Annotated in this window: 22 protein-coding genes; 15 read left to right on the top strand and 7 right to left on the bottom strand. The window is 67.0% G+C overall.

From position 1 onward, the window contains the following. Position 1 precedes the first annotated feature (1 nt). From Q0R23_RS09850 to kdpF, 5 genes are all read right to left on the bottom strand, one after another. Entirely contained in the window at positions 2-1132 is a 1131-nt protein-coding gene (locus Q0R23_RS09850; protein ID WP_293912575.1) for a sensor histidine kinase KdpD, read from the bottom strand. Positions 1133-1147: 15 nt separating this feature from the next. Beyond that, positions 1148-1753 carry a potassium-transporting ATPase subunit KdpC gene (gene kdpC, locus Q0R23_RS09855; RefSeq protein ID WP_293912576.1) on the bottom strand — a complete coding sequence of 202 codons (606 nt, stop codon included), beginning with the start codon at positions 1751-1753 and terminating at the stop codon, positions 1148-1150. A 219-nt stretch (positions 1754-1972) separates the two neighbouring features. Continuing rightward, on the bottom strand, positions 1973-4039 hold the full coding sequence (gene kdpB / locus Q0R23_RS09860; RefSeq protein ID WP_293912578.1) for a potassium-transporting ATPase subunit KdpB: 2067 nt from the start codon (positions 4037-4039) through the stop codon (positions 1973-1975). Continuing rightward, positions 4036-5862 carry a potassium-transporting ATPase subunit KdpA gene (gene kdpA, locus Q0R23_RS09865; RefSeq protein WP_293912580.1) on the bottom strand — a complete coding sequence of 609 codons (1827 nt, stop codon included), beginning with the start codon at positions 5860-5862 and terminating at the stop codon, positions 4036-4038. Before kdpA ends, kdpB begins: the two co-directional genes overlap by 4 nt. A 93-nt stretch (positions 5863-5955) precedes the next feature. Next, a complete protein-coding gene (kdpF, locus tag Q0R23_RS09870) occupies positions 5956-6045 on the bottom strand; it encodes a K(+)-transporting ATPase subunit F (protein ID WP_293912583.1) in 90 nt (29 codons plus the stop codon). A gap of 102 nt (positions 6046-6147) precedes the next feature. On the opposite strand from kdpF, the gene Q0R23_RS09875 reads away from it, so the two are divergent. From Q0R23_RS09875 to Q0R23_RS09885, 3 genes are all read left to right on the top strand, one after another. Next, positions 6148-7668, top strand: a complete 1521-nt coding sequence (locus Q0R23_RS09875) for a HAMP domain-containing sensor histidine kinase (protein WP_293912586.1) — start codon at positions 6148-6150, stop codon at positions 7666-7668. Continuing rightward, positions 7665-8324, top strand: a complete 660-nt coding sequence (locus Q0R23_RS09880) for a response regulator transcription factor (RefSeq protein WP_293912588.1) — start codon at positions 7665-7667, stop codon at positions 8322-8324. The genes Q0R23_RS09875 and Q0R23_RS09880 overlap by 4 nt, the downstream gene beginning before the upstream one ends. 121 nt (positions 8325-8445) lie before the next feature. Then, the gene (locus tag Q0R23_RS09885; protein ID WP_293912591.1) at positions 8446-9792 is read left to right on the top strand and encodes an alpha-glucosidase/alpha-galactosidase; all 1347 of its coding nucleotides are present in this window, start codon (positions 8446-8448) and stop codon (positions 9790-9792) included. Positions 9793-9962: 170 nt separating this feature from the next. Here the strand turns inward: Q0R23_RS09885 and Q0R23_RS09890 are convergent, their stop codons facing one another. Continuing rightward, entirely contained in the window at positions 9963-11357 is a 1395-nt protein-coding gene (locus Q0R23_RS09890) for an FAD-binding domain-containing protein (protein WP_293912594.1), read from the bottom strand. Positions 11358-11510: 153 nt separating this feature from the next. Then, positions 11511-13013, bottom strand: a complete 1503-nt coding sequence (locus Q0R23_RS09895) for a cryptochrome/deoxyribodipyrimidine photo-lyase family protein (RefSeq protein WP_293912597.1) — start codon at positions 13011-13013, stop codon at positions 11511-11513. Between the two features lies 1 nt (position 13014). Here Q0R23_RS09895 and Q0R23_RS09900 point away from each other — a divergent pair, with 1 nt between their 5' ends. The 12 genes from Q0R23_RS09900 to Q0R23_RS09955 all read left to right on the top strand — a co-directional run bounded on the left by Q0R23_RS09900 (position 13015) and on the right by Q0R23_RS09955 (position 26600). Then, positions 13015-13176: a hypothetical protein gene (locus Q0R23_RS09900; protein ID WP_293912600.1), complete on the top strand. Its 162-nt coding sequence runs from the start codon at positions 13015-13017 to the stop codon at positions 13174-13176. Positions 13177-13308: 132 nt separating this feature from the next. Beyond that, entirely contained in the window at positions 13309-14472 is a 1164-nt protein-coding gene (gene xylA / locus Q0R23_RS09905) for a xylose isomerase (RefSeq protein ID WP_293912602.1), read from the top strand. Positions 14473-14828: 356 nt separating this feature from the next. Continuing rightward, a complete protein-coding gene (gene xylF / locus Q0R23_RS09910; RefSeq protein WP_293912603.1) occupies positions 14829-15872 on the top strand; it encodes a D-xylose ABC transporter substrate-binding protein in 1044 nt (347 codons plus the stop codon). Between the two features lie 234 nt (positions 15873-16106). Continuing rightward, positions 16107-17333 (top strand): sugar ABC transporter permease, encoded by a 1227-nt coding sequence (locus Q0R23_RS09915; protein WP_293912604.1) that lies wholly within the window; start codon positions 16107-16109, stop codon positions 17331-17333. Between the two features lie 2 nt (positions 17334-17335). Then, a complete protein-coding gene (locus Q0R23_RS09920) occupies positions 17336-18145 on the top strand; it encodes an ATP-binding cassette domain-containing protein (RefSeq protein WP_293912605.1) in 810 nt (269 codons plus the stop codon). Between the two features lie 171 nt (positions 18146-18316). Beyond that, positions 18317-19402, top strand: a complete 1086-nt coding sequence (locus tag Q0R23_RS09925; protein ID WP_293912607.1) for a LacI family DNA-binding transcriptional regulator — start codon at positions 18317-18319, stop codon at positions 19400-19402. A 160-nt stretch (positions 19403-19562) separates the two neighbouring features. After that, entirely contained in the window at positions 19563-20891 is a 1329-nt protein-coding gene (locus Q0R23_RS09930) for an extracellular solute-binding protein (RefSeq protein WP_293912608.1), read from the top strand. A 99-nt stretch (positions 20892-20990) separates the two neighbouring features. Next, complete coding sequence (locus tag Q0R23_RS09935; protein ID WP_293912610.1) at positions 20991-21890, top strand: sugar ABC transporter permease; 900 nt, start codon at positions 20991-20993, stop codon at positions 21888-21890. After that, a complete protein-coding gene (locus tag Q0R23_RS09940) occupies positions 21880-22737 on the top strand; it encodes a carbohydrate ABC transporter permease (protein WP_293912612.1) in 858 nt (285 codons plus the stop codon). Before Q0R23_RS09935 ends, Q0R23_RS09940 begins: the two co-directional genes overlap by 11 nt. 85 nt (positions 22738-22822) lie before the next feature. Continuing rightward, on the top strand, positions 22823-24745 hold the full coding sequence (locus Q0R23_RS09945; protein WP_293912614.1) for a beta-L-arabinofuranosidase domain-containing protein: 1923 nt from the start codon (positions 22823-22825) through the stop codon (positions 24743-24745). Between the two features lie 60 nt (positions 24746-24805). Then, a complete protein-coding gene (locus Q0R23_RS09950) occupies positions 24806-25660 on the top strand; it encodes a sugar phosphate isomerase/epimerase (RefSeq protein WP_293912616.1) in 855 nt (284 codons plus the stop codon). Between the two features lie 271 nt (positions 25661-25931). Then, positions 25932-26600, top strand: coding sequence for a DUF1868 domain-containing protein (locus Q0R23_RS09955; protein ID WP_293912618.1), 669 nt, complete (start codon positions 25932-25934; stop codon positions 26598-26600). Positions 26601-26636: the final 36 nt, after the last annotated feature.

Below are 26636 nucleotides of genomic sequence, written 5' to 3' on the forward strand. Positions count from 1 at the left end.
CTCAGTCCCGGCTGATGACATGCACGTCCACGTTGCGGGTGCCGCGCAGCACGGCTTTGATGATGTCGCCGCGCCACAGCTCGGTCCAGCGCGAACGGCTGGTCTCGCCCATCACGACCTGGCTGGCGTTGCTGGCTTGCAGGTAGCCGATCAGCGTCGCCGCCACGCCCCCCGCGTCGTCCAGCACGCTGAACTGGCCGCCCAGGGCGCCGGTCAGCAGGCGGTAGGTGTCGAGGAGTCTCGACTGCTGGGCGCTGACCTGCTGACCGCGCACGGTGATGACATGCAGCTCGCCGTGCAGCCGCTCTGAAAGCTGGCCGCCGCGCCGGATCAGCCGCCCGGCGTTTTCCTCGGCACTGACGGCGACCACGATGACCTCGTGGGCGCCCGGCTCGCCCTGCGGCGCGTCGCGCTCGACGACGTTGGCGACCTGCCGCAGCGCGATCTCCCGCAGCGCGGTTAGGTTGGCGGTGGTAAAAAAATTGCCCAGCGCCTGATCCACCTTCTCCGGGCCGTAGACCTTGCCAGCGGCCAGCCTGGCCCGCAGGTCCACCGGCGTCAGGTCGATCAGCACCAGCTCGTCGGCCTGTGCCAGCACCCGGTCGGGCACCCGTTCGCGCACCTGCACGCCGGTCAGCCGGGCCACCGTGTCGTGCAGCGATTCGAGGTGCTGCACGTTCATGGTCGAGAGGACATCGATGCCCGCGTCCAGCAGCACCTCCACGTCTTCCCAGCGCTTCTCCCGCTGGCTGCCCGGCGCGTTGGAATGGGCCAGCTCGTCGACCAGCACCAGATACGGGCGCCGGGCCAGCAGGCCGTCCACGTCCAGCTCCTCGAAGGTGGCCTGGCCGCGCATGATCTGGCGGCGCGCGAAGACCGGCAACCCCGCCGCCGCCGCGATGGTCTCACTGCGTCCGTGCGTCTCCAGCACGCCGATGAGGGCGTCCTCGCCGCGTTCCAGTCGCTCGCGGAGTTCACCCAGCGCCCGGTAGGTCTTGCCGACGCCCGCCGCCATGCCGATAAAGACTTTATGGACGCCCCGGTGCCCGCCGCTGTGTCCCGGTCTGCGCCCCGGCAAGCTGAGCAGCACCGGCGAGGCAGGTCCGGAGGGGTTGGAGTCGGCGCTCGACATCAGAAGAACAGCAGATTACGGCTTGGCCGCGTCGAGCGCCAGGTTCAGCTCCAGCACGTTGACGCGGGGCTGCCCCAGGCCGCTTTCGGTGGCGGCGCTCACGGCTGAGCGGACCTGCTCGGCGCTGAGGTTGCGGGCCTTCGCCACGCGCTCGACCTGAATCGCGGCGCCCTGGGGCGAGATGTGCGGATCGAGCCCGCTGCCCGACGCCGTGACCAGATCGGCGGGAATCTGCGGCGCCTGCACGCCCTCGCGCCCGGCAATCGCCGCCGAGTCCGCCTGCACCCGCTTACGCAACGCCGGGTTGCTGCCCGCCAGATTCGAGCCGCTGGCAGCACGGGGGTCGTAGCCGCTGCCCGCCGCGCTGGGCCGCCCGATGAAGTACCGCTCAGCGCTGAAGGTCTGCCCGATCAGCGCTGAGCCGACCACCTTGCCGTTCTGGACGATCAGACTGCCGTTCGCCTGCGCTGGAAACAGTGCGCCGCCGATCAGCGTGGTGACGGTGGGGTACAGCAGCCCGCCCAGCGCGAAGGTCAGCGCCGTGAACGTCAGCCAGGTGCGGACCGAGCCGCCGGAGGAGTCGAAGGCGGGGGTGGGGGTGGATTCGTTGGAAGTGGTCATGGTGAGTCCTTGTTGGGAAGTAGGAAGTAGGAAGTAGGGAGTGGGAAAAGATGGGCTTTGGCAATCACAGAGGAAGGACAGCACGTCAGCAAATTGATCCTCAGTTACCCCAGTAGGGCGGTTCTGACCCCTCTACCTGTGGGAGAGGGGCGCTGCGCAGCAGCGGGGTGAGGGAAAGTGAGCGCCAGCTCATGCCCTTCCCACTCCCCACTTCCCCGCTCAGCTCAGATGCAGCACGCTCAGCAACAGATCAATCGCCTTGATGCCCACGAACGGCAACACGATGCCGCCCAGGCCGTAGATCAGCAGGTTGCGGGCTAGCAGGCTGTCGGCGCTGCCGGGCGTGTACTTGACGCCGCGCAGGGCCAGCGGAATCAGGGCCGGAATCACCAGCGCGTTGAAGATCACGGCGCTGAGGATGGCCGAGTTGGCGCTGTGCAGCCGCATCACGTTCAGCACGCTCAGGGCCGGAAACACCGAGATGAACAGGGCGGGCAGGATGGCGAAGTACTTGGCCACGTCGTTGGCGATGCTGAACGTGGTCAGCGAGCCGCGTGTAATCAGGAGCTGCTTGCCGATCTCCACGACCTCGATCAGCTTGGTGGGGTCCGAGTCGAGGTCCACCATGTTGCCCGCTTCCTTGGCGGCCTGGGTGCCGCTGTTCATGGCCAGGCCCACGTCGGCCTGGGCCAGCGCCGGGGCGTCGTTGGTGCCGTCGCCCATCATGGCGACCAGCTTGCCCGCCGCCTGTTCGTCACGGATCATCTGGAGCTTGTCTTCGGGGGTCGCCTCGGCCAGAAAGCCGTCCACGCCCGCCAGTTTGGCGATGGCCTCGGCGGTCAGCGGGTTGTCGCCGGTAATCATCACCGTGCGCAGGCCCATCCGCCGCAGTTGTGCGAAGCGCTCGGTCATGCCCGGCTTCACGATGTCGGACAGCGCCACCACGCCCAGCACGCGGGCCTCGGAGCGGTCCACCTGCATGACGGTCAGCGGCGTGCCGCCCGCGCGGGCGATCTCGTCGGTGAGAGTTTGCAACTCGCTGCCGGTCTTGCCACCCAGTTCCGTCACGAAGCGGGCGATGCGGTCCGAGGCGCCCTTGCGGATGCTGACGCGCCCGCCCGCTGCATCAAAATCCACGCCGCTCATGCGCGTCTGCGCCGTGAACTCGATGAATTCCGGGTTGACGGGTGCTTCCGGAGTGACACCCAGACTGCGGGCCAGCGCCACGATGCTCTTGCCCTCCGGCGTCGGGTCGGATAGGGAAGACAGCGCGGCGGCGTGGATCAGGTCGCGCTCGTTCACCCCACTCAATGGCGCGAAGCGGGTCGCCTGGCGGTTGCCGATGGTGATGGTGCCGGTTTTGTCGAGCAGCAAAATATCCACGTCGCCCGCGACTTCCACCGCCTTGCCGCTCTTGGCGATGACGTTGGCCTGCAAAGCCCGGTCCATCCCCGCGATGCCGATGGCGGGCAGCAGGCCCCCGATGGTCGTGGGGATCAGGCAGACCAGCAGCGCGACCAGGGTGGTGACACTGACGGTGGCGCCCACGAAGCTGCTCAGCGCGGGCAGGGTCGCCACCACAAACACGAACACCAGCGTCAGGGCGGTGAGCAGAATGCTCAGCGCGATCTCGTTGGGCGTCTTCTGGCGGCTGGCGCCCTCGACCAGCGCGATCATCCGGTCTAAGAAACTCTCGCCCGGCTGCGAGGTGATCTCCACCACGATGCGGTCAGACAGGACTTTGGTGCCGCCGGTCACGCCGCTGTGGTCGGTTCCGGCCTCGCGGATTACCGGGGCGCTCTCGCCGGTAATGGCGCTCTCGTCCACGGTGGCGATGCCCTCCACGATCTCGCCGTCGCCGGGAATGAACTCGCCGGTCTCGACGATGACCCGGTCGCCCCTGACCAGCTTGTCGGAGCTGACCTGAGTGCCGCCTTGCTTGCGGGCCAGCGTGCCCACACGGGCGGCCCGCAGCGAGGCGGCCTGGGCCTTGCCACGCGCCTCGGCCAGCCCCTCGGCGAAGTTGGCGAAGACGTTGGTGAGCAGCAGCAGCAGCGCGATGGTCAGCTCGTAGCCGAAGGCTTTGCCGGTCACGATATTGGCGACGGCGATATAGAGCGTCAGGAAGGCGCCGAGTTCGACCACGAACATCACCGGGTTGCGAATGGTGCTGCGCGGATCGAGCTTGGTAAAGGCCGCCCGGACGGCGGGGCGCATGAACTCCGGGGCGAAGATGTTCCTGGGCCGGTTCTTGCTGGCGGCGCTCTGGGTCGGGATGGCGGTCATTTGGAGGCTCCATTGAGGACGAGCTGGGGTGGAGTGGGCCTGGTCTGAGCAGGTCGGGTCGCTGCCGGGGTCGTGACCGGCTTGACGCTGCCGACCAGGTGCTCGCTGACGCCGCCCAGCACCAGCGCGGGCGCGAAGTTGAGCAGTTGCAGCAGCAGCATCACCGTCAGCAGCGTGGTGGCGAACACGGGCGTATCGACCCGCAGCGTGCCAGACGTTTCTGGCGAGACTTTCTTGACGCTCAGCAGCCCGGCAATCGCCAGCGGCCCGATGATCGGCAGGTAGCGGGCCAGGATCAGTTCACAGGCGCCCGCGACGTTGTACCAGACGCTGCTGCCCGTGCCCAGGCCCGCGAAGGCCGAGCCGTTGTTGGCGTACATCGAGTTGAAGGCGTAGAGCACTTCCGAGAGGCCGTGAAAGCCGGGATTTAGGTTGGCCGTCAGGCTCGGCGTCGCCAGGCTGAACGCCGTCAATCCCAGGATCAGCAGCGGCTGAAGCAAAATCACGATCGAGGCGATCTTCATCTCGCGCACCTCGATCTTGCGCCCGAACAGCTCCGGCGTGCGCCCGACCATCAACCCGGCGATGAACACGGTCAGCACCACGAACACGAACATGTTGATGAAGCCCACGCCCACGCCGCCATAGATGTCGTTCAGGAACATGCTGATCTGCGCAGTCACTCCGCCCAGCGCCGAGAACGAGTCGTGCATGCCGTTGACCGAGCCGTTGCTGGTGCCGGTGGTCAGCGCGGCCCACAGCGCCGTGGCGTCGCTGCCGAAGCGCACCTCCTTGCCTTCCAGGTTGCCTCCGGCGGCGGCCAGCCCGGCCAGCGCCGGGTTGCTGGCCCGCTCGGCCATGACGGCGGCGAAGGTCAGCGCCGCCGACATGACCGACATGATGCCCATTATCATGACGCCGAAGCGCGGGCGGCGCAAAAAGGCGCCCAGCGCGAAAATAAGGGCCACCGGAATCAAAATAATGGAGATGCACTGGATCAGATTGCTCAGGGGCGTGGGGTTCTCCAGCGGGGTGGCGGAGTTCGGGCCGTACCAGCCGCCGCCGTTGGTGCCGATCTGCTTGATGGCGACCAGCGCGGCGACCGGGCCGACCGGGATGGTCTGGGTGCTGACGGTGGTGGCTTCCTTGTCGACTGTGATGGTCTGGGCTTCGACCAGGTTGGCCGTTTTAGCACTGCTGAAGGTACTCGGTACACCCTGCCAGGTCAGCAGCAACGCCACCACGAAGGCGACGGGCACCAGCAGGCGGGTGCTCAGCCGAGTCACGTCCACCCAGTAGTTGCCGAGGTTCCCGGCCTGGGGCTGACCGTCCCTGCCCGCCTGGCCGCCCATCAGCCCGCGCAGCAGCGCGAACATGACCGCCATGCCCGCCGCCGGGGTCATAACCTGAAGCGCCGTGATGCCCACCATCTGCGAGAGGTAGCTCAGTTGCGACTGGCCCGAATAATTCTGCCAGTTGGTGTTGGTGATGAAGCTGGCCGCCGTATTCAGGGACAGCCACCAGGGCATGTTCGCCACCTTGTCGGGGTTGAGCGGCAGGGTGCCCTGAAAGGCGAAGATCAGCAAGGCGATCAGGCCCACGAACAGGTTCGAGAACAGCAGCGCCTTGGCGTAGCCCTGCCAGGTCATGCCCTGGGCGCTGCCGTCGGCGTTGAACCGGACGCCCAGCAGGCGGTAGAAGGAGCGTTCGACGGGGTTCAGGACATCGCTGAAGGTGCCTTCGCCGCGCATGAAGCGGGCGATGTACAGCCCCAGCGGCCAGGCCAGCAGCAGCACGGTGGCGTAGGTCAGGAAGATGGTCACAGGTGTTCGACGCCTCTGATGAACAGGGCGCACAGCAAAAACAGTCCGGCCAGGATGCCCAGGCCCAGGAGAATGTCCATCAGCCCAGCCCCCTCAAAACTTCTCCGGCCTCAGCAGCGCGTACAGCAGATACACGGTCAGGGTCAGCACCAGCACGAGCAGAAAGACGTTCATGAGCGCCATGCTGCGCCCCGCCTGATCCCAGGGGCAGTCGTCTTCCGGCTATCTTCATTGGCCATCTGGCCAGCCGTGTCGGCCTGAGTGGGGCGCTAGGCTAAGCAGGTTGTGAGTACCTCTCGTTCCCTGTCCCTGTCCCGGCTGAGCGCTGCCCGCCGCCCGTCCATCCGCTTCGTGAGCTGGCTGAGCGCCGCGCTGAGCCTGGGCATTATCGTCCTCGACGCGCTGACGCCCGCTGAACTGGTCATCGGGACGCTGCTGAGCGCTCCGGTGGCCCTCTCGGCGCTGGGGGGCAGCCGCCGCCTGACCTGGAGCATGGTGGGCCTGGCGCTGGCGGGCAACCTGCTGGCGGGCGTCATCAACCTGAGCCGGGATGGGTACAGCGCCGTGGCCCTGGCCAACCGGGCGGTGAGCATGCTGGCCGCGCTGCTGGTCGGCGCACTGACCCTCAGATCGCAGGAAGCCTCCTGGCGGGCCGCCCGGCTCTCGGAGGAGGAGCGCCGCCTGGCCCGTGAACGCAGCCTGCGGGTGCTGATCGAGGCGCTGAGCGGGCCGTATGGCCGCGCCGAGTTCGTGCGCCGCGCTGCCCAGGCGCTGCGTGAACTCAGTCAGGCCGAGTCGGTGGAGATCGGCATGGTGCGCCGGGCGGTCATGAGCGAGCCGCACGCCGTCTGGCCGCAGGGCGCGGGGCACCTGGGCCAGCGGCTCCCGCTCGAATACCTCTCCAAACCCGGCTCGGCGCAGCTCCTGTGGGGCGCGTCGGGCGGCGACGTCTGGCTGGCCCGGCTGGGCCGCCCCGGCGACGAGCTGCTGGCGCTGCTGCGCTCGCCCCAGGCCGCCCCCGAACTGCTCAGCGAGGCCATTCAGATCACAGGGCCGCTGCTGGAGCGGGCCACATTGATCGACGACTTGGCCGCCAAGCAGCACCAGCTCGCCGAGCAGGGCGAACGGATGCGCGACCTGATCTACGCCTTTAGCCACGACCTGCGCACGCCGCTGATGGCCAATGCCCTGAACATCCAGATGGCGCTGCGCGGCGCCTATGGCCCGCTGCCCGGCGAGTACCTCCGGACGCTGGAAAACGGCCTGGAGGCCAACGAAACCCTGCTCTCGCTGGCCGATCAGTTGCTGCTGCTGGCCAAGTACGAGGGCGGTGAGCGTGAGGAGCTGCTCAGCCTGGACCTGGAAGCGTTGACCTTGAGCGTCCTGACGCAGTTTGGAGCCCAGGCCGGGGCGCGGGACGTCACCTTCCGGACCGAGCTGGAACCCCTGCACGTCTGCGCCAACCGTTTCGACCTGCGCCGGGCCATCCAGAACCTGCTGGAGAACGCCGTGAAGTTCAGCCCACCCGGCACAACCATCGAGCTGAGCCTCAAATCTGAAGACGGCCAGGCGGTGCTGATGGTCGCCGACGAGGGGCCGGGCGTGCCGGAGAGCCGACTGCCTGCCCTGTTCCAGCGCTTCCGGGGCGGTGGGGCCGGGGCGGGCAGCGGGCTGGGTCTGTACCTGACCCGCCGCATCATGGAGGCGCACGGCGGTCAGGTCTCGTATGTCCGGGCGCTGCCGCCGCTGACGCCCACGCCGCGCAGCCTGTTTTCACTGAGCCTGCCCCTGGAGGGTTCCCCGTGACCGGTCCGACTGGCGCCCTGCCCAGCGACACCTTGCCTATCCGCATCTTGCTGGTCGAGGACCACAGCTTCACCCGCGACGGCTTGCGGGCCGCCATCAACCTGGAACGCGACCTGCGCGTGGTCGCCGAGGCCCGCAGCGGCGAGGAGGGCCTGGAGGCGCTGGAACACTTCGAGGTCGATGTGGCGGTGCTCGACATCGGTCTGCCCGGCATCGACGGCATCCAGACCACCGCCGAGATCAAGAAGCGCTACCCGGCGGTGCGGGTGGTCATGCTCACCGCCCACGATCTGCGCCAGGAGGTCTTCGCGGCGCTGGCTTCGGGTGCCGACGCCTACAGCCTCAAGAGCGGTCGCCCCGAATTGCTGCTGCTGGCCATCCGCGCCGCCGCCGCCGGAAGCGCCTACCTCGACCCGGCGGTGGCCGCACACGTCATGGGCGTGGTCCGGTTGCCCGGCACGTGCGGGCCGCTGACCAGGCGCGAGATGGACGTGCTCTGGTTGATCGCCGAGGGCCAGGGCAACAAGGACATCGCCCTGGCGCTGGGCATCAGCGTCAGCACCGTCAAGCTGCACGTGCAGGAGTTGCTGGTCAAATTGCAGGCCGCAGACCGCACCCAGGCAGCCGTCAAAGCGCTCAGGCAGGGGCTGCTGTGAGGGTCAGGCGATTTCGGCGTTGACGCTCCTGGAGGCAGTAGCATAGGGGTTGAGCGCTCCCCCTTTCCGCCCTCCAGAACGTTCAAAACCTCACTTTCTCCCTGTTCCCATAAGGCTCCCCATGACCACACCCAAGATTGCCATGCTCGGCGCGGGCAGCACCGTCTTCGCCAAGAACCTGCTGGGCGATGTCCTCGGCTTTCCCGAACTCGCGGGCGCCGACATTCGCCTCTTTGACATCGATCAGGAGCGGCTGGACGTCACCGAGCAGGTGGCCGGGCGGGTCGCCCGAACCCTCGGCGCCCGCCCCAGCATCACCGCCACCACCGACCGCGAGCGGGCACTCGACGGCGCGGATTTCGTCATCAACATGATCCAGGTGGGCGGCTACAGACCCGCCACCGTCACCGATTTCGAACTTCCCAAGCACTACGGCCTGCGCCAGACCATCGCCGACACGCTGGGCATCGGCGGCATCATGCGCGCACTCAGGACCGTGCCGGTGCTCCTGGACATGAGCCGCGACATGGAGCGGCTGTGCCCCGATACCCTGCACCTGAACTACGTCAACCCGATGGCCATGAACATCTGGGCCTTGAGTCGGCAAACGCCGATTCGCACGGTGGGCCTGTGCCACAGCGTGCAGCACACTGCCGGTGAGCTGGCCGCCGATCTGGGCCTTCCGGTGTCCGAAATCGACTTTCTGGCTGCCGGGATCAACCACATGGCCTTCTACCTCAAGTTCGAGCATCAGGGAGAAAGCCTCTACCCCTGCCTTCAGGAGCTGGCGGCGTCGGGCAAGGCGCCGCAGGCCAACCGGGTGCGCTACGAGATGCTGCGAAGACTGGGCTATTTCGTGACCGAATCGAGCGAACATTTCGCCGAATACGTGCCGTATTTCATCAAGGCGGGCCGGGGCGACCTGATCGAGCGCTTCCAGGTGCCGCTCGACGAGTACCCGCGCCGCTGCGAGTCGCAGATCGGCGCCTGGGAAACGCTGCGCACCCAGCTTCAGGACCCCGGCGCCCCGATGGAGGTCAAGCCCAGCGTGGAGTACGGCTCGCTGATTATCCACAGCATGGTGACTGGTCAGCCCCGCGTGGTCTACGGCAATGTCATGAACAGCCCGGCGGCGCTTCAGGGCGGCGGCGCGGGCAAACTGATCGGCAACCTGCCCGACGAGTGCGCCGTGGAGGTGCCGTGTCTGGTCGACAAGCAGGGTATTCAGCCGACCCGTATCGGCAAGCTGCCGCCGCAACTGGCGGCCCTGATGCAGACCAACATCAACGTCCAGGCCCTGACGGTAGAGGCGCTGGTGAGCGGCAACCGCGAGCACATCTACCACGCCGCCATGCTCGATCCCCACACGGCGGCGGAACTCGACCTCGATCAGATCTGGGCCTTGACCGACGAGTTGCTCAGCCAGCACGGCGACTTCATTCCGCAGGCGTTGCAGGCCGCCGACTGATCCGGCCTGTGATCTGAACCCCGCGCAAGGTGCGGGTGGGGCCAGACCAGACGGCCAAACGGTCAAACGGCTTCGGCGCCCAGGTTTCATCCGGGCGCCATTCGTCCCCTTGAAGACGCCTGCCCGCGTCCCGATTGTGCGTCGATGAAGCGCAGGGCCGTCGCTCTGGCTTACGCTCCGCCCGGCGACTTCGGGGGCGCCGCTTTTTTGGTGCGGGGGCGTCTGGGCTTGGGGGGCGCCGGGGCTTTGCCGAAGGCGCTGGCGCTGATCTGCCGCCAGTAGTCGGCGTGGACGCGCAGGTCCAGCGGCGTCAGGCTGGCCCCGAAGACCGGCTGCGGCCAGAGTTGCACCTCTAACCCGGCAGCTTGCAGGGCCGTCACCGTCGCCGCGAAGCGTGGGCTGGGGCTGGGCGTGGTGGCGACGGTGACGGCTCCGTGGGCGCGGGCGAAGCGCCCGACCTCCGCCGCCACGTCGCCGCGCAGCACATGCACGGGCAGCTCCTGCACGCACTCGTGAATGAAGCTCAGGCGCTTGGCACTGACCTCCCACTCGCGCAGCAGTTCATCGTCCCAGACAAACACGGCGGGCTGATCCGGGTAGCTGACCAGCGCCTCGTGGGTCGGTGAAAGCCGCTCGCCATGCACCCACACGACGACGTTTGGTAGGGGTTCAGGGGTCGGCGGCGACTCCCAGGGCACCGCCTGGAGCCGGGCGGGGTCCAGCGCCCCCGTCTCGCCCGGCGCAGCGGCTTTGCCCGCGAACAGCCGCCTGGAAAGCTCCGCATAGGTCGCCTCGAACGGGCAGCCGCCCTGTGCTGTGGTCTGGGCCAGCGGGCACCCGGCGCAGTACCGCTCACCGGCGTACCTCACCAGATTGCCCCGGTTCCACAGGTACGGGTAGGCCCGCCAGGTGCTCGCCACCCACTGCCAGTTGAGATTGTTGTTGGCCGGATCACCGTCGAGCAGGTGGGTGATGAACCACCCGGCCCCGGCCTGCCACCAGACCCGGCGGTGGTGGACTACGTAGCTGGCCAGCCACATCCGGACGTGGTTGTGCAGGTAGCCGCTCTCGCGCAGCTCACGCGACCAGGCGTCGATACAGGCCGCGCCGGTTTCGGCGGCTACGATGTCGGCGGGCAGGGTGCGGGCATAGGTGTCGGCGGGGTGGCCGGTCTGGTACGGCTGAAGGTCTCGCCACACCAGCTCACCGATCTCGGCGTAGACGCGGTTAAAATAATCGTGCCAGCTCAGCTCGTTAACGTACTTCCAAACCCGGCTGGGGGCGCTCTGGGGCGCCTGGGCCAGCGCCGCGTCCCGCACCTCGCTCAGCGTCAGGGCGCCGTGGTGCAGGTACGGTGAGAGTCGGCTGGCGTGTCCGCCCAAGTGCGAGCGGTCACGTCCGTAGGCCACGGCGTCGAGCTGCGCCAGGGCACCCTGCGCCGCCGCCCGGCCCCCAGGCGCGAAGCCCCGGTGGTGCAGGCTCTGGGCGAAGACCTCGGCAAACAGCTCGGCGACGGGCACATCCCGCAGACTGGGGGGCAACGCGGCGGCGCTCAGCTTTGGCATGCGCTGAAGTGTGCCACCCGCAGGCGCCGGGAACAGTGGTCTGGGGCAGCGTGTGACTGATACGCCGGGCCATCACGCCTGAGCACCAGGGCAACCACTGATACCGGTGTGGATGTGTTGACCCTCTCAGCGTTGACCCATTCAGCGTTGCCCCTACCCCTTGCGCCCCAGGGCGTAGGCGGCCCGCATCCGGCCCAGGTTGCGCTCACGGGCCGGGGCATGCTCCACCACCGGCAACGGGTAATCCCGGCCCAGCAGGCACCCGGCCTGCCGCTGCTGCTCCGCCGTCATGGTCCAGGGTTCGAGCAGGCAGGCGTCCGGCACCCTGGCCAGTTCGGGCAGGTAATGGCGCACGTAACTTCCGGCTCCGGGGTATTTTTTGGCGAAGGCCACCGGGCTGTAGATGCGGTCGATGGCGGTAAAGTAGGCGCTGGCCGAGAGCCACATCCAGTTCGAGGCGTTCAGGCTCCAGTCGGCGTCGATGAGCAGTCGGTCGAAGACGCCCTGGCCCGCCTCCCAGCTCTGCCACAGATCGCCGCGCGTCAGAAAACAGGCCACCGAATGCCGCGCCAGGTGGTGCATCCAGCCCTCGGTGTTGAGTTGCCGCATGGCCGCGTCGATCCAGGGATAGCCGGTCTGGCCCTCGGTCCAGGCGCTCAGCAACTCCGGGGTGTCGTCCCAGTCGATCTGTCGGCAGATGGGGTTGCCGACCATCCGGTCGTAGTTTGGCGCACTGGCCCCGATGGTGGTGAACATCTCGCGCCACAGCAGTTGCCCGACCAGCGAGGTGGGCGGCAGGCTGTGCGCCCCGGCGGCCCGCTCGGCTTCCCGCAGCGCCTGATACATGGTCCGGGCCGAGAGCGAGCCGAATTTCAGGTGGGCGCTCAGGCGGGTGGTGGCCGCCGGGGCGTGGGCCGAGGGATCGGTGCTCGGTTTCTCGAAGCCAGCGACGCGGGCCGGTTGTGAGGTCCAGGCTGACAATGTGGCGAGTGCGCCCCGTTCGCCGGGCGTGACGAAGGCCAGCCCCGCCGCCTGCGTGTGGTGCCCCAGCTCGGCCAGGGTCGGAATGCCGAGCTGATCGGTCAGGTCGGCCAGGCGAGCCAGCTCGCCCACAGGTGGCAGCCGCGCCGGGGTCGGCAGCGGGGCGGGTGGTTCCCCGACCTTGGCCACCAGCTTCACGAAGCCGCCGTAGCTGAGCGGTAAGACCCCGTCCGCCGCCGATTGCAGCACACCGGGATCAAACAGGGTGTGCCCGCCCGGCGTCCGCACCTCTGCGCCCAGCCGCCGGGCCAGTGCGGCGGCCCCGGCGTCGCGTTTCACGGCGTACGGCTCGGTGTCGGCCTCGAAGACCAGCCGACTGACCTTCCACTGCACCATCACCCGCTCCAGCTCGGCCAGCGGCTCGCCCCGCAGCACGATCAGCCGCGAGCCGCGCCCGGTGAGTTCCGCGTCGAGTGCCCGCAGACTCTCCAGCAAGAAGGCCGTCCGGTTGACGCCGACCCGCGTAGGACCAAGCAACTGGGGATCGAGGATGAACACCGGATACAGGGCAGCGGTGCCGTCCAGCGCGGCGTGCAGGGCCGGGCTATCGTGCAGGCGCAGACCTTTGCGAAACCACAGCAGCGTGACCGGGCCGGGGGCGGAGGGTGAGGGCATAGTGCCAAGGGTAGAGTCCAGCCTGGACGCCGACTGTAGCGACTCCCTCAGCGCTGCCCTGCCCGTCGGCGCACTGTGGCGTCTGCTGGAGCCCTTCGTGCTCAATGCCCGGCCCGTGCGGATCAAAGGCCGTGACCGGGGTGTGCAGCCGTCTACCGGTTAGTCTGATACCGGTTGCCTGAGGCTAGCCCTGGGCACCAGCACTTTGAAGGCTGCCCCGCTCGACCACACCCCGCGCTCCCTTCCCGTACGTTTCGCCGCCCACCACACCCCACTGCCCCCCAGGAGCCGCCACATGACCACGTACCAGCCCACGCCCGCCGACCGTTTCACCTTTGGCCTCTGGACGGTGGGCAACGTAGGCCGCGACCCCTTCGGCGAGCCGACCAGGGCGGCCATGCAGGCGCCGTACCTGGTCCAGAAGCTGGCCGAGCTGGGTGCCTACGGGGTCAACCTCCACGACAACGATCTGGTGCCGTTGGGCGCCAGCGCCGCCGAACGTGACCGACTGGTCGCCGACTTCAGGCGCTCACTCTCGGACCACGGCGTGAGGGTGCCGATGGCGACCACCAACCTGTTCGGCGATCCGGCCTTCAAGGACGGGGCCTTCACCTCCGCCGACGCCCGCGTGCGGGCCTACGCCCTCCAGAAAACCATGCTCAGCATGGACCTGGGGCATGAACTCGGCGCCGAGACCTACGTTTTCTGGGGAGGCCGCGAGGGCAGCGAGGTCGATGCGGGCGGCAAGCTGCTGGACAGTCTGGGCTGGTTTCGCGACAGCCTGAATTACCTGGCCGAGTATTCACAGTCGCAGGGCTACGGCTACCGTTTCGCGCTGGAACCCAAGCCCAACGAGCCCCGCGCCGACATTTTTCTGCCCACCGTCGGCAGCGCATTGGGCTTCATCGCCACGCTGGAGCAGCCGGAGTTGTTCGGCGTCAACCCGGAGTTCGCCCATGAGACGATGGCGGGGCTGAACTTCACGCACGCCGTCGCCCAGGCCATCGACGCGGGCAAACTGTTTCACATCGACCTCAACGATCAGAAAATGGGGCGCTTCGATCAGGATCTGCGCTTCGGCTCGGAGAACATCAAGGCTGCGTTTTTCCTGGTGCAGCTTCTGGAGAGCAGCGCCTACGCCGGACCCAAGCACTTCGACGCCCACGCGCTGCGCACTGAAGACGAGGCCGGGGTCTGGGCCTTTGCACGCGGCTGCATGCGTACCTACCTGATGCTCAGGGACAAAGCCCAGCAGTTCGCCGCCGACGGCGAGATTCAGGCGGCGCTGGCGGCCTACCGGGTCGAGGACCAGGCGATGCAGGCGCTGAGTACCTTCAGCCCGGCCAACGCTGCCGCGCTCAGAGCCCACGCCTTCGACCGTGCCGCGCTGGGGGCGCGTGGCCCCGGCCTGGAGCGGCTCGATCAGCTCACCGTCGAACTGCTGCTGGGTCTGCGCTGATCGACCTGTGCTGGCCGACCTGTGATGGCCGACCTGAACTGATTGGCCTGCGCCGCCCTCCCTCATGAGCCGCTCCATGAAACTGGGCAGACCCGCGAAAAACCTGCCCAGGACGCCTCTGGGCGGGTGCTCAGCCGTGGGAGTTCACCCATATAGGCAGGTGGGTCGGCTCCGCTGCGTGAAGAGCTGGTAAAGCTTGCAATGTTGCGCTATTCTCTTTTTACGAACACAATTTCGTTTCGTCATTCCGCTGGTGCCTTCGGTGGATTTGTGGTGCCACATGGCTCTTTCGTTCGGCAGGTGTCGCGTTTCTTGTCGCCTGGCCCCTTGTTCTGCACCGCCCGCACAGGAGAACCATGAAACGACTCGGCAAGCTCATGACCGCTGTTCTCGGCCTTTCGATGCTGACTGCTCCCGCCCTGGCACAAAAACCAGTCGTGGTGGGCGTGAGCTGGTCTAACTTTCAGGAGGAGCGCTGGAAGACCGACGAGGCGGCCATCAAGGCCCAGCTCGCCAAACTGGGGGCCACTTACCTCAGCGCCGACGCCCAGAGCTCCAACGAAAAGCAGCTCTCCGACATCGAGAGCCTGGTCACGCGCGGCGCCACCGTGCTGATCGTGCTGGCCCAGGACAGCGAGGCGATTTTGCCCGCCATCGCCAAGGCCAAGGCCGACGGCATTCCGGTCGTCTCCTATGACCGCCTGATCGAAGATCCCTCGGCTTTCTACCTGTCCTTTGACAACAAGGAAGTCGGGCGCCTCCAGGCCAAGATGGTGCTGGCCGCCAAGCCCAGGGGCAATTACGCCTTTATCAAGGGTGGCCCCACCGACCCCAACGCCCAGCTCCTCTACGACGGACAGCTCGAAGTGCTCGCGGCGGCTATCAAGTCCGGGGCCATCAAGAACGTCGGCAATCAGTTCACCGAGGGCTGGAAGCCGGAAGTCGCCCAGACCAATATGGAGCAGATTTTGACCGCCAACGAGAACAAGATCGACGCCGTGGTGGCCTCCAACGACGGCACGGCGGGCGGCGCCGTGGCGGCCCTGGCCAGCGTGGGCCTGGCGGGCAAGGTGCCGGTCAGCGGCCAGGACGCCGACAAGGCCGCGCTCAACCGCATCGCCCGTGGGCAGCAGACCGGCACCGTCTGGAAGGACTCGCGCGCCCTGGGCTCCGAGGCCGCCAAGATCGCCGTGCAGCTCGCGGGCGGTGCCAAGCTGGCTTCGGTGGCGGGCAGCTCGACGTTCAATGGTGGCCCCAAGAAGGTCACCGTGAATTCCATTCTGCTCAAGCCGGTGGTCATCACCAAGAGCAACCTGGGCGTGCTGATCGCCGCCAAGTGGGCCACCAAGGCCGAAATCTGCAAGGGCGTCACCGGCACCGCCGTGGCCGCCTGCAAGTAAGCCTGCGCCCACACGACATCTGAAGCGCAGTTGATCTGATTTACGGCTGGGGGAGACGGAGAGGTAGCCGCTTCCCCAGCCGCCTTTTCAATACCAGCCGCCTTTTGAATACCAGCCGCCTGTTCAGTACCAGCCGCCTGTTCAGTACTGTGTCCCCCTGAGCCTGAACACCGGAGCTGTTCCAGATATACTTCTAGCCAGACCCGCCTCTATGCACTGCTACACGGAGCCCGAATGCAACAAGTCAACTCAGCGGCGGCCCGGCCCGCCTCCGTCCCACTGCTGACCCGGCTGGGCCTAGACGCCCGGCTGGTGTTCATGATTCTGGCGATCCTGGGCATCTGGGTCGCCTTTCACCTGCTGACCGGTAACATCTTTCTGACGGCCCGCAATTTGTGGAACCTCTCGGTGCAGACCGCCTCGGTGGGCGTGATGGTCAGCGGCATGGTGCTCATCATCGTGATGCGCAACATCGATCTGTCCATCGGCTCGGTGCTGGGCTTTACCGGCATGAGCATGGCGGTGCTGGGCACCGTGGTCTTTCCGCAAAATACCTGGTGGGCCGCGCTGCTCACGCTGGCCATCGGCCTGGCGCTGGGCGCCCTGGTGGGGGTTATTCAGGGAACCTGGATCGCCTCGCTGGGCGTGCCCTCGTTCATCGTCACGCTGGGCGGCCTGCTGATCTTCCGGGGCGGAGCCTGGCTGCTGACCGGTGGCCAGACGGTGGCGCCGCTGAGTGACACCTTCCAGATTCTGGGCGGCGGGCTGGGCGGCTCCATCGGCGGCCCCTGGAGCTGGGCGGTGGGCGGCGCCCTGACGGTGCTGATCGTGCTGGCCGAACTCCGCAACTACCAGCAGCGGGCCAGGCGGGGCCTGCCCAACCGCCCAGTTGGTCTTCAACTGCTGATCACGGGCGCCACGGCGCTGACCATCTTCGGCTTCGTGACGGTGATGAACAGCTACGACGACCCGCGCACCAATCTGCCACGCGGCATCCCGGTGCCGGTGCTGATTATGCTGGTCGTCACCGCCTTCATGATGTGGCTGGTGCGGGCCACCCGCTTCGGGCGCTACGTGTTCGCCTACGGCGGCAACCCCGAAGCGGCGCGGCTAGCGGGCATCAACACCAAAAGATTGACCATCATGGTCTTCGCTTTGATGGGCATGCTGGCCGCGCTGGCAGGCGCCATCCAGACCGCCCGGCTCAATGCGGGCACCAACTCGACGGGCACCCTGGCCGAGCTGAGCGTCATCGCCGCAGCCGTCATCGGCGGCACCTCGCTCTCAGGCGGCAGCGGCAGTATCCCCGGCGCCTTCCTGGGCGCGGTGCTGATGGCCAGCCTGATTAACGGCATGCTGCTGCTCGATCTGCCGAGCGCCTGGCAGAACGTGGTGCAGGGCCTGGTGCTGATGCTGGCCGTCTCGCTGGACGTGGTCGTGCAGAGAAGGCGCAGCAAATGAGTATGGCCAATATCAGTGGGGCCACTCCGAGTGCCGCCAGCCTGAACAGCGAAACGCGCATTCCCCTGATCCAGACGCGGGGCCTCTCCAAGAGCTTCGGCGGCGTGCAGGCGCTGAGCGACGTTAGCGTGGAGCTGTATCCCGGCGAGGTGCTGGGGCTGCTGGGCCACAACGGCGCGGGGAAATCCACACTGATTAAAATGCTCTCCGGGGCTTATACCAGCGACAGCGGGCAGATTCTGATCGGCGGCCAGGAGGTCGCGCTGGGCAGCCCACGCGCCGCGCAGCAGCTCGGCATCGAGACCATCTACCAGAACCTGGCGCTGGCCGACAACCTCGACGTGCCCGCCAATATCTTCCTGGGCCGCGAACTGCTGCGCGGCGGCGTGCTCGACGAGGACACCATGGAGTTCGAGGCCCGGCAGGTGTTAGAGCGTCTCAAGGTCAGGGTGCCGGACCTGAAAAAGCCGGTGTTCAACTTGTCGGGCGGTCAGCGCCAGTGCATCGCCATCAGCCGGGCCATCTATTTCAAGGCCAGAATCCTGATTATGGACGAGCCCACCGCCGCGCTGGGGCCGCAGGAAACCGCCCAGGTCAACGAGCTGATCGGCTCGCTGCGGGCCGAGGGTGTGGGCATTTTTCTGATCAGCCACGACCTGCACGACGTCTTCGACCTAGCAGACCGCATCACGGTCATGAAAAATGGCCGGGTGGTCGGCAGCGCCCTGACCTCGCAGATCAGCCAGGACGAGGTGCTGGAGATGATTATCGCCGGTAAGTTGCCCCCGACGCGCGTGGGCCAGCCAGGCTGAGCAGCGCAGCAGCGCCGATTCAGGAGCAGGACTTGCCACCTCGCCCCGCGCTGTTTGCGGGGCGCAGCGCTGTGCCTGGCCGGGGGGCTTGGCCGGGAACATGATCTCTGGAGCAGGTGGGTCTCTGGAGCAGGTGGGTCACCGGATCAGGTCGGTATACTGCCTGCACGGATGAAGGCCAAGACCCAGGAACCCCGCCACCGACGTCCGACCCTCAAAGATGTGGCCGCGCATTCAGGCGTCTCCTTTCAGACGGTCTCGCTGGTCATCAACCACCCTGAGCGCGTGCATGACCGGACCCGGACGCGGGTGCTCGACACCATGAAGGCGCTGCATTACGCGCCCAACCTGGCGGCGCGGGGGCTGAGAAAGATCTCCAGCAAGACCATCGCCTGCGTCGCCCTGTCGGCGGGCAACCGGCCCCAGGAAGAGGGCCGCCCGATGCTTCAGGACACCTGGCAATCCGAGGTTCTGATGGCCTTTGGCAGCGTCGCCGATCGGAGCGGGTACGCCCTGATGAGCAAAACCGTTTCTTTGGACGACCATGAGGGCGTGATTTCCAGAATTTATCAGGAGGGCCGGGTCGACGGCGTGATCGTGCTGCCGATCATCACAGAAGACCAGTTTCTTCTGGACCTTCATCGGCAGGGCGTACCGCTGGTGGTGTTCGGCAGCGCCCACCCGGCGCTGAGCAGCGTCACCCAGGCGGACCGGCAATCTGCCTGGAACCTGGTGACCTACATGGTCGAGCGGGGTTGCCGCCGGATCGGCTTCGTCCGCTGGGCAGGCGACAGCGCCGTCCATTCTTCAGGCCAGGAGCGCTACCTGGGCTATCTGGAGGCGACGCGGCACTTCGGGCTGGCCACCAGCGAGCGCTGGACCGGCCAGGGCGATATGAGCATCAGCAGCGGCTACCAGGCGGTGCAAGCAGTGATGGGCGGCTTTTCGCCGCAACGGGCGCCGCAGTACCCGGACGCCCTGATCCTCGCCAACGACCGGATGGCCATCGGGGGTCTCAAAGCCTGTCACGACCTTCAGGTCCGGGTGCCGCAGGACGTCAGTCTGGCGGGCTTCGACAATTCCGAGTACGGGCGCTACACCCTGCCGCCGCTGACCAGCGTGAGCGGCCCCATCGCCGAGATGGCCGCCCGCACCTTCGAGGTTCTGCTTGAGCTGACCGGCAGCAGACAGGCGGAACCTACCTTGATTCAGGAAACGTTCCAGACCCAACTGGTCATCCGCGAAAGTATCCGCTGAGCTGCTCGGCACGGTGTTAGGCCGCATGCTAGGCTGACCAGACACTGATTTGGAACGTTTCGGATTTTCACGGCAATAGTCGTTCGTCGTCCTGCTCGCCGCTCGGCACCTGCTTGGCGCATCGCTGTTTGGAACGTTTCGGATTTTCACAGGAGGACCTATGAACCGACCGACCCTGAACCGACCGACCCTGAACCGACTGACCCTCGCGCTCGCCCTGAGCTGCTACGCCAGCTCCGCGCTGGCCGAACCCCTCACCGTCGAGTTCTGGCACATCTTCGGCGACGCCAAGCGCAAGGGATTTATCGACCAGAAGGCCGCCGAGTTCAATGCCAAGAATCCCGACATCAAGGTCGTGCCGGTGGTCAAGGGCAATTACAGCGAAAACCTGCAAGCCGCCATTCTGGCCAGCCGCCAGGGCCAGCCCCCGGCGCTGGTACAGGTGTTCGACGTCGGCACCCAGCTCGCCGCCGACAGCGGGGTGTTTCAGCCGGTCGGCAACGTCGAGAAGACCGACTACGGCGATTACCTCAAGCCGGTGCTCGACTACTACACGCTTCAGGGCAAGATCAACAGCCTGCCGTTCAATTCGAGCAGCCCGGTGCTGTACGCCAACCGCGACCTGATCAAAAAAGCGGGCCTGAACGACGGCGCGCTGCCCGCGACCTACGGCGCCCTGCTGCGGAGCTGCGCCAAGATCAAAGCCGCGCTGCCGGACGCCAAGTGCATCACGTTCGGCGCCTCGTCGTGGTTCGTCGAGCAGTGGATGGCCGAGCAGGGCACCACGCTGGTCAACAACGGCAACGGACGCGCGGCGCGGGCCACCGAGAGCAACCTCGACAGCCCCGCCGCCAAAAATATCTTCAGCTTCATCAAAAAGCTCAACGACGGCGGTTTTTACTCGTTTACCGGCAAGCTCGACGACGGTGCGGGCTCGGCGGCCATCTTCACCGCCCAAAAGAGCGTGTTCCTGATCTCGTCGACCGCCGACCTCGGCAACCAGCTCGACGCCGCCAAGCAGGGCAGCTACCGCCTGGGTGTGGGCCTGCTGCCGATTCAGGACGGCAGCGCCCGCAACGGCGTGGTCATCGGCGGCGCCAGCTTGTGGATCGCCAAGGGCATCCCCGACAACGTGGCCGACGCCGCCCGCACCTTCGCGCTGTTCATGACCAACACCGCCAACATGAAGGAGTGGCACAAGCTCACCGGCTACTACCCGGTGCGCAAGTCGAGCGTCAGCGAACTGCGCAAGGAGGGCTGGCTCGACAGCGCCGCGCCCCAGACGGTGGCCTTTCGCCAGCTCCTGAACACCAAGGCCAGCCCGGCTACCGCTGGAGCGCTGTTCGGCGGCCTGCTGCCCGCCCGCCAGATTATTCAGGAAGGTCTCCAGAAGGTCTTGCAGGGCCAGGACGTGGACTCGGTGACCAGGGACACCAAGGCGCAGGTCGACAAGGTGATCTCGGACTACAACAAGAGCCTGGGTAAGTAGATTCAGGCTGATACGTTCAGGCCAATAGGTCCAGCTTCGTGGACCCGGCCCCTTCCACCCCCTCCACCGAGGGGGCCTTGCCCTGATTGGAGGCGCCCGTTGGATACCCCCGTCTTTAAAGGCCGCCTGTTCCCCTGGCTGCTGCTGCTGCCCTCGCTGATGGTCCTGGCCGTGTTCTTGTACTACCCGGCGGTCCAGACCCTGCGCCTGAGCGCCACCGCCAGCAACCTGATTACCGGCAACGCCCGCTTCGTGGGCTGGGAGAACTTCACCGACTTGCTGCGCGACCCCAGCTACGTGCAGAGCGCCGCGCTGACGCTGCTGTTTTGTGCCCTGGTCGTGTCGCTGGGGCTGCTGGTCAGCCTGAGCCTGGCGCTGTTGGCCTCCAGCGTCCGGCGCGGCGCCCGCTGGTACCGCCTGGCGCTGATCTACCCCTACGCGCTCTCCCCGGCGATCGCGGCCACGCTGTGGCTGTTTTTGTTCAACCCGGAGGTGGGCATGGTCAATACCGTGCTGGGCGACCTGCTCGGCATTCGCCCGCGCTGGCTGGACACGCCGGGGCTGGCCTTCGGGCTGGTGGTCATGGCGGCGGTGTGGAAAAACGTCGGCTACAACGTGGCGTTCTACATCGCCGCCATTCAGAACCTGCCCAAAGACGTGCTGGAGGCGGCCCGTATCGACGGGGCCTGGGGCAGCCGGATGTTCTGGCGCATCCTGTTTCCGCTGCTCTCGCCGATGACGTTTTTTCTGGTGTTCGCCAACCTGACCTACGCCCTGTTCGAGAGCTTCGCGCTGGTCGACATTCTGACCAAGGGCGGGCCGGTGATGGGCAGCGGCGGCGCGACCCGCTTTCTGATGTTCCGGCTGTATACCGACGGCATCGAGAACTACAAGACCGGCTTCGGCGCGGCCCAGGCGGTGCTGATGTTTCTCGGCGTGGCGCTGATTACGCTGGCGCAGTTTCGCTTCGCCGGACGGCGGGTGCAGTATGGCGCTTAAGGTGCGAGTCCGCCCGGCCACCCGGCCCACGCTGCGCGTCGACTGGACCGAAGTCGGCAAGCACTCCCTGCTGCTGCTGGCCTGCCTGATCGTCGTCTTTCCGCTGCTGGCCGCCGTCATCAAGGGCACCCAGACCGGGGCGATGGTGTCGGGCGCCAGCCTCAAGGTCGCCGGATTTTTCTGGAGCAATCTGCGCGAAGCCTGGGTCAGCGCCAATCTGGGCGTCTACATGCGCAACTCGCTGATCGTCGCCGTGTGCGTGACGCTGGGCAAAACGGCGCTCTCGTTGCTGGCGGCGGCGGCCTTCGTCTACTTCCGGTTTCCGCTGCGCGGGGCGCTGTTCGCACTGGTGCTGTTCTCGCTGATGCTGCCCTCCGAAATCCTGATCGTGGCGCTCTTCGATGTGGTCACCCGGCTGCACTGGACCAACACCTACGCCGCCGTGATCGTGCCGTTTCTGGCCTCGGCCACCGGGGTCTTCTTGTTTCGCCAGCAGTTCATGCAGATTCCCTCCTCGCTGGCCGAGGCCGCCCGGATGGACGGGGCCGGGCCGCTGCGCTACCTGTGGCACGTGCTGATTCCGCTCAGCGGCAACACCATCGGGGCGATGGCCGTCATCCAGTTCGTCTCGGCCTGGGACCAGTACCTCTGGCCGCTGGTCATCATCCGCGACGAGGCCCACCAGGTCGTGCAAGTCGGCCTCAAGGGCCTGTCGAGCGCCGCCGAGGGCCAGAACTGGGGCGTGGTGATGGCCGGGGCGGTGGTCAGCATCGTGCCGCCCCTGATCGTGTTCACGGCCCTTCAGGAGCAGTTCAGCAAGGGCTTTGCGCTGGGAGGCGAAAAGTGACGCCGCCCATCCGTTGGTTCACCGACGCGCCCAGTCCACAGCACCAGACCGCCAGGTCGTTGGGCGGTCCCCACCCGGAGCACGCATGCCTTTACCGACCCACCCGGCCCACGGCGCCCCCCTCTCCACCGAACGACCCTTCACCGACATGCCTTTTACCGAATTGCCGCCGGGCGCGGTCCGGCCCCTGGGCTGGCTGCGCGAGCAGCTCGAACTCCAGGCGTGCGGCCTGAGCGGCCAGCTCGAAAACCTGTGGCCCGCCGTGGGGCCGACTTCGGGCTGGCTGGGCGGCGGCGGCGAGCGCGGGGAACAGGGGCCGTACTACCTCGACGGCCTGTTGCCGCTGGCGTACATTCTGAACGACGCTACCCTGATCGGGCGCGCCCATAAGTGGACCGAGGCCATTCTGAGTTCGCAGCGTCCGGACGGCAATTTCGGTCCTGCCGACGTTCTGGACTGGTGGCCGCGCATGGTGGTCCTCAAGGTGATGATCCAGCACGCCGAGGCCAGCGGGGACAGCCGTGTCGAGCCGTTTTTGCGGCGCTATTTCGAGTATCAGCGGCGCGAATTGCCGCTGCGCCCGCTGAGCGACTGGGGCCAGGCACGCGGCGCCGAGAACGCGCTGGCGGCGCTGTGGCTGCACGCCCGCAGCGGGGAAGGCTGGCTGCGCGACCTGGCGGCGTCGATCGTCGAGCAGACCCTGGACTGGGCGACGTACCTGGGCGAGCAGTTGCCGGGCGGCCCGGCCACCCGCTTCGAGCACCGAACCCACGTCGTTAACGTGGCGATGGGCCTGACCTACTTCGCCGCCCAGCACCTGCTCGGCGTGCCCGGTCGCCCGGCCAGGCTCGCGCAGGCGCTGGAGCAACTCGACCTCAAACACGGCATGGTCAACGGCATGTTCAGCGGCGACGAATGGCTGGCCGGGCTGGAGCCGCAGCGGGGCGTCGAGACCTGCGCGGTGGTCGAGGCCATGCACAGCCTGGAAGTCCTCGCCCGGCTGTTCGGCGACGGCGCACTGGCCGACCGCCTGGAAGTCATCGCCTTCAACGCGCTGCCCGCCGCCATGAGCGCCGACATGCGCTCACACCAGTACCACCAGCAGGTCAACCAGGTGTCGTGCACCGTCGAGCGCCGCAACTGGACCTACAGCACCGACGACGCCAACATCTTCGGCCTGGAGCCGCGTTTCGGCTGCTGCACCGCCAATCTGCACCAGGGCTGGCCCAAATTCGTGCGCTCGCTGTGGGCACGCAGCCAGGGCGGCCTGGTGGCGCTGGGGTACGCACCCAACACCCTGGACACCGAGGTCGGCGGCCACCGCGTCAGGATGGAGACCCTCACCGACTACCCGTTCGGCGACACCCTGACGCTGCGGGTTCTCGAAGCGGGCGGCGCACGCTTCAGCTTGCGGCTGCGGATTCCCGGCTGGTGCGTCGGGGCCAGCCTGAGCCTGGGCGGTCAGGCGCAAGCCTGCACCCCGGACAGCGCGGGTTTCGTGCAACTCGAACGGATCTGGACCGCCGGGGACGTGCTCGAACTGCGCCTGCCGATGCCGGTCCGGGTGCTGCCCAGGCCCAACGCGGCGGTGAGCTTTCGCAGCGGGCCGCTGACGCTGGCCTTCTCGCCCGGCGAGCGCTGGAGCCTGCTGCCCGACTCGGCGGGCTTCGGCGACTGGGAGCTGAGGCCGCGCCATTCCTGGAACTACGGGGTGGCCCTGCAAGGCACAGACATCGCCGCCCTGGAGGTGCAGCGCTTCGGCCCGACCTCACCGCCGTTCACCGTCCGCCCAGGTCCGCCGCCGCTCGGCGCCGAGGGCGTGCCGCTCAAGGTCCAGGTTCCGGGCCACCTGCTGCCGAGCTGGGGTTTCGAGCCGGGATTCGCCTCGGCGGCGGCCCCCGCGCCCGGCCCGCTCACCAGCCGAATGCCGCCAGCCCAGCTCAGCCTGGTGCCGTATGGCTGCGCCCGCATCCGCATCGCCGAGTTCCCGACGGTCAGGGCCGAATGACTGGCCTCCCCGCAAACGCGGCAGACGGCCCACCCCGCCGCCGTCCACAGGAGAATGCCCATGACTCGACTTGCAAAATCCCTCCAGCACCCTGGCCCCCAGGCCCTGCCGCTGGTCGGCGCGGCCATGACCGGCGCACAACTGGCCCCGCACCGCGACTGGCTGATGGCCGGGCGGGACCTGGAGCTGAAAGACGCTGTTTCGCACCTGCTGCTCGACGGCGACTGGCAGGCCCAGGCAGCGGCCATCAAGGCGCGGCGCAGCGACCTCGGCCTTACCGGTCGCCTCGGCATTCACGGCCCGTTCTGGGGGCTGACGATCATGGTCAGCGACCCGGCAGTCCGTGCCCTGAGCGCCGCCCGGCTGACCCGCGCCCTGGAATTCGCGTCGGCGGTGGAGGCCACCCACATGGTGATCCACAGCCCGTTTGATTTTTTCGGGCACCCGCTGGTGGCCCACACCCGCGCCACCGGGCTCGACGAGCAGTTGAGCCAGGTCCACGACACCATCGGGGAGGTGGTGAAGCTGGCCGACGACCTCGGCTGCCTGCTGGTGGTGGAGAACATTCGTGATCTCAACCCGGCGCCGCTGCTGGCCCTGGTGCGGTCGTTCGGTTCGGCGTCGGTGCGGGTCAGCGTGGATGTCGGGCACGCCCACCTGATGCAGCGCAAGGGTGGGCCGTCGCCCGACCAGTGGATTCTGGAGGCGGGCGACCTGCTGGCCCACGTGCATCTCCACGACAACGACGGCCAGCTCGACCGCCACTGGGTGCCCGGCGAGGGCAGCGTCAACTGGGGGGCGGTGTTCCGGGCACTGCGTCAGGTCGGCGGAGTGCCCAGGCTGATTATGGAACTTCAGCCGGAGGCGCTCGAAGGGGGCGCACGCTGGCTCGCCGAACGCGGCCTGGCCCAGTAGAACACCGGGTAGAACACCGGCCAGCCACGGCGGCGGACCGCTTGAAGGCAGACCGGTTGACGGCAGTTGTCTGTAGGGCTATACGGTTGCAGGAGGCAACCCAATCCTGATCCCCCAGCCCCGCGCGGTAGCCGTCACGACGAGTCCGTCAGTCCAAACGCCCCCATCTGCGTCACAGAGGGAGTTGTATGCGCCGTGAAGCACTATGCCTGGCTTAATCTCAAAAGGAGTCGCCCTGAGCAGCTCATCCATCCGGGCGCTTCCACCCGCCGTGGGCAGCAAGGTTCATGCTGACGGAACAGTGCGCTTTTACCCCGGCAACACGGTAATCGCTCACCTCGACCCGCAGCAGCCTCTGCATGGCCGCCTGCTCGGCTTTTGCCAACGGCTCGCCCAGCTCGGCTTTGGCGAGAAGATGACTTTCCTGCCACCGGCCAGCTACCACGTGACCTTGATCTGTGGCGTCGATGATCGGCTACGCGGGCTTCACGGCTGGCCCCGCGACCTGCCGATCAACGCTCCTCTGGCGCTCTGTCACAGCTTCTTCGCGGATCGGCTGCGCACCTTTGACCTGTGCGAACGACCGCCTTACCGCTTACGTGCCTCGGCCTTCAAACCCGGTGGGAGCGATCTGGTGTTGGACCTGGAGGCCATTTCAGGCACCGAGGAACACCGCCTGAGCCGCCTGCGCCGTGATCTGGCCGAGCTGCTTGGCCTGTGCGCACCTACATTCGCTCTTCACTTCACCCTCGGATATCTGGTGAAGTGGCTGACGCCCGAAGAGGAACACGGCCTCCGGCTTGAACAGCTCGCTTTCCTGGAACGTCTGCGCCGTGAACACCTGGTGGTCGAACTGGGACTTCCCGAATACTGCCATTTTCAGAACATGTTTTCGTTTGACCGGCAGTTTTACCTGGGGGTGAATGACGATGTGAACTGAAGAGCTAGTTACAGATAGCTGGTCACAGGATGTCCA

Origin of the sequence: Deinococcus sp. (assembly GCF_025362455.1) — a bacterium.
Classification (GTDB): Bacteria; Deinococcota; Deinococci; order Deinococcales; family Deinococcaceae; genus Deinococcus.

What these genes read in the sequence shown, in the direction of transcription:
- Q0R23_RS09850 (WP_293912575.1), bottom strand. Translation starts at nt 1,132, where the DNA reads ATGTCGAGCGCCGACTCCAACCCCTCCGGACCTGCCTCGCCGGTGCTG.
- kdpC (WP_293912576.1), bottom strand. Translation starts at nt 1,753, where the DNA reads ATGACCACTTCCAACGAATCCACCCCCACCCCCGCCTTCGACTCCTCC.
- kdpB (WP_293912578.1), bottom strand. Translation starts at nt 4,039, where the DNA reads ATGACCGCCATCCCGACCCAGAGCGCCGCCAGCAAGAACCGGCCCAGG.
- kdpF (WP_293912583.1), bottom strand. Translation starts at nt 6,045, where the DNA reads ATGGCGCTCATGAACGTCTTTCTGCTCGTGCTGGTGCTGACCCTGACC.
- Q0R23_RS09885 (WP_293912591.1), top strand. Translation starts at nt 8,446, where the DNA reads ATGACCACACCCAAGATTGCCATGCTCGGCGCGGGCAGCACCGTCTTC.
- Q0R23_RS09890 (WP_293912594.1), bottom strand. Translation starts at nt 11,357, where the DNA reads ATGCCAAAGCTGAGCGCCGCCGCGTTGCCCCCCAGTCTGCGGGATGTG.
- Q0R23_RS09895 (WP_293912597.1), bottom strand. Translation starts at nt 13,013, where the DNA reads ATGCCCTCACCCTCCGCCCCCGGCCCGGTCACGCTGCTGTGGTTTCGC.
- xylA (WP_293912602.1), top strand. Translation starts at nt 13,309, where the DNA reads ATGACCACGTACCAGCCCACGCCCGCCGACCGTTTCACCTTTGGCCTC.
- xylF (WP_293912603.1), top strand. Translation starts at nt 14,829, where the DNA reads ATGAAACGACTCGGCAAGCTCATGACCGCTGTTCTCGGCCTTTCGATG.
- Q0R23_RS09915 (WP_293912604.1), top strand. Translation starts at nt 16,107, where the DNA reads ATGCAACAAGTCAACTCAGCGGCGGCCCGGCCCGCCTCCGTCCCACTG.
- Q0R23_RS09920 (WP_293912605.1), top strand. Translation starts at nt 17,336, where the DNA reads ATGGCCAATATCAGTGGGGCCACTCCGAGTGCCGCCAGCCTGAACAGC.
- Q0R23_RS09925 (WP_293912607.1), top strand. Translation starts at nt 18,317, where the DNA reads ATGAAGGCCAAGACCCAGGAACCCCGCCACCGACGTCCGACCCTCAAA.
- Q0R23_RS09930 (WP_293912608.1), top strand. Translation starts at nt 19,563, where the DNA reads ATGAACCGACCGACCCTGAACCGACCGACCCTGAACCGACTGACCCTC.
- Q0R23_RS09940 (WP_293912612.1), top strand. Translation starts at nt 21,880, where the DNA reads ATGGCGCTTAAGGTGCGAGTCCGCCCGGCCACCCGGCCCACGCTGCGC.
- Q0R23_RS09945 (WP_293912614.1), top strand. Translation starts at nt 22,823, where the DNA reads ATGCCTTTACCGACCCACCCGGCCCACGGCGCCCCCCTCTCCACCGAA.
- Q0R23_RS09950 (WP_293912616.1), top strand. Translation starts at nt 24,806, where the DNA reads ATGACTCGACTTGCAAAATCCCTCCAGCACCCTGGCCCCCAGGCCCTG.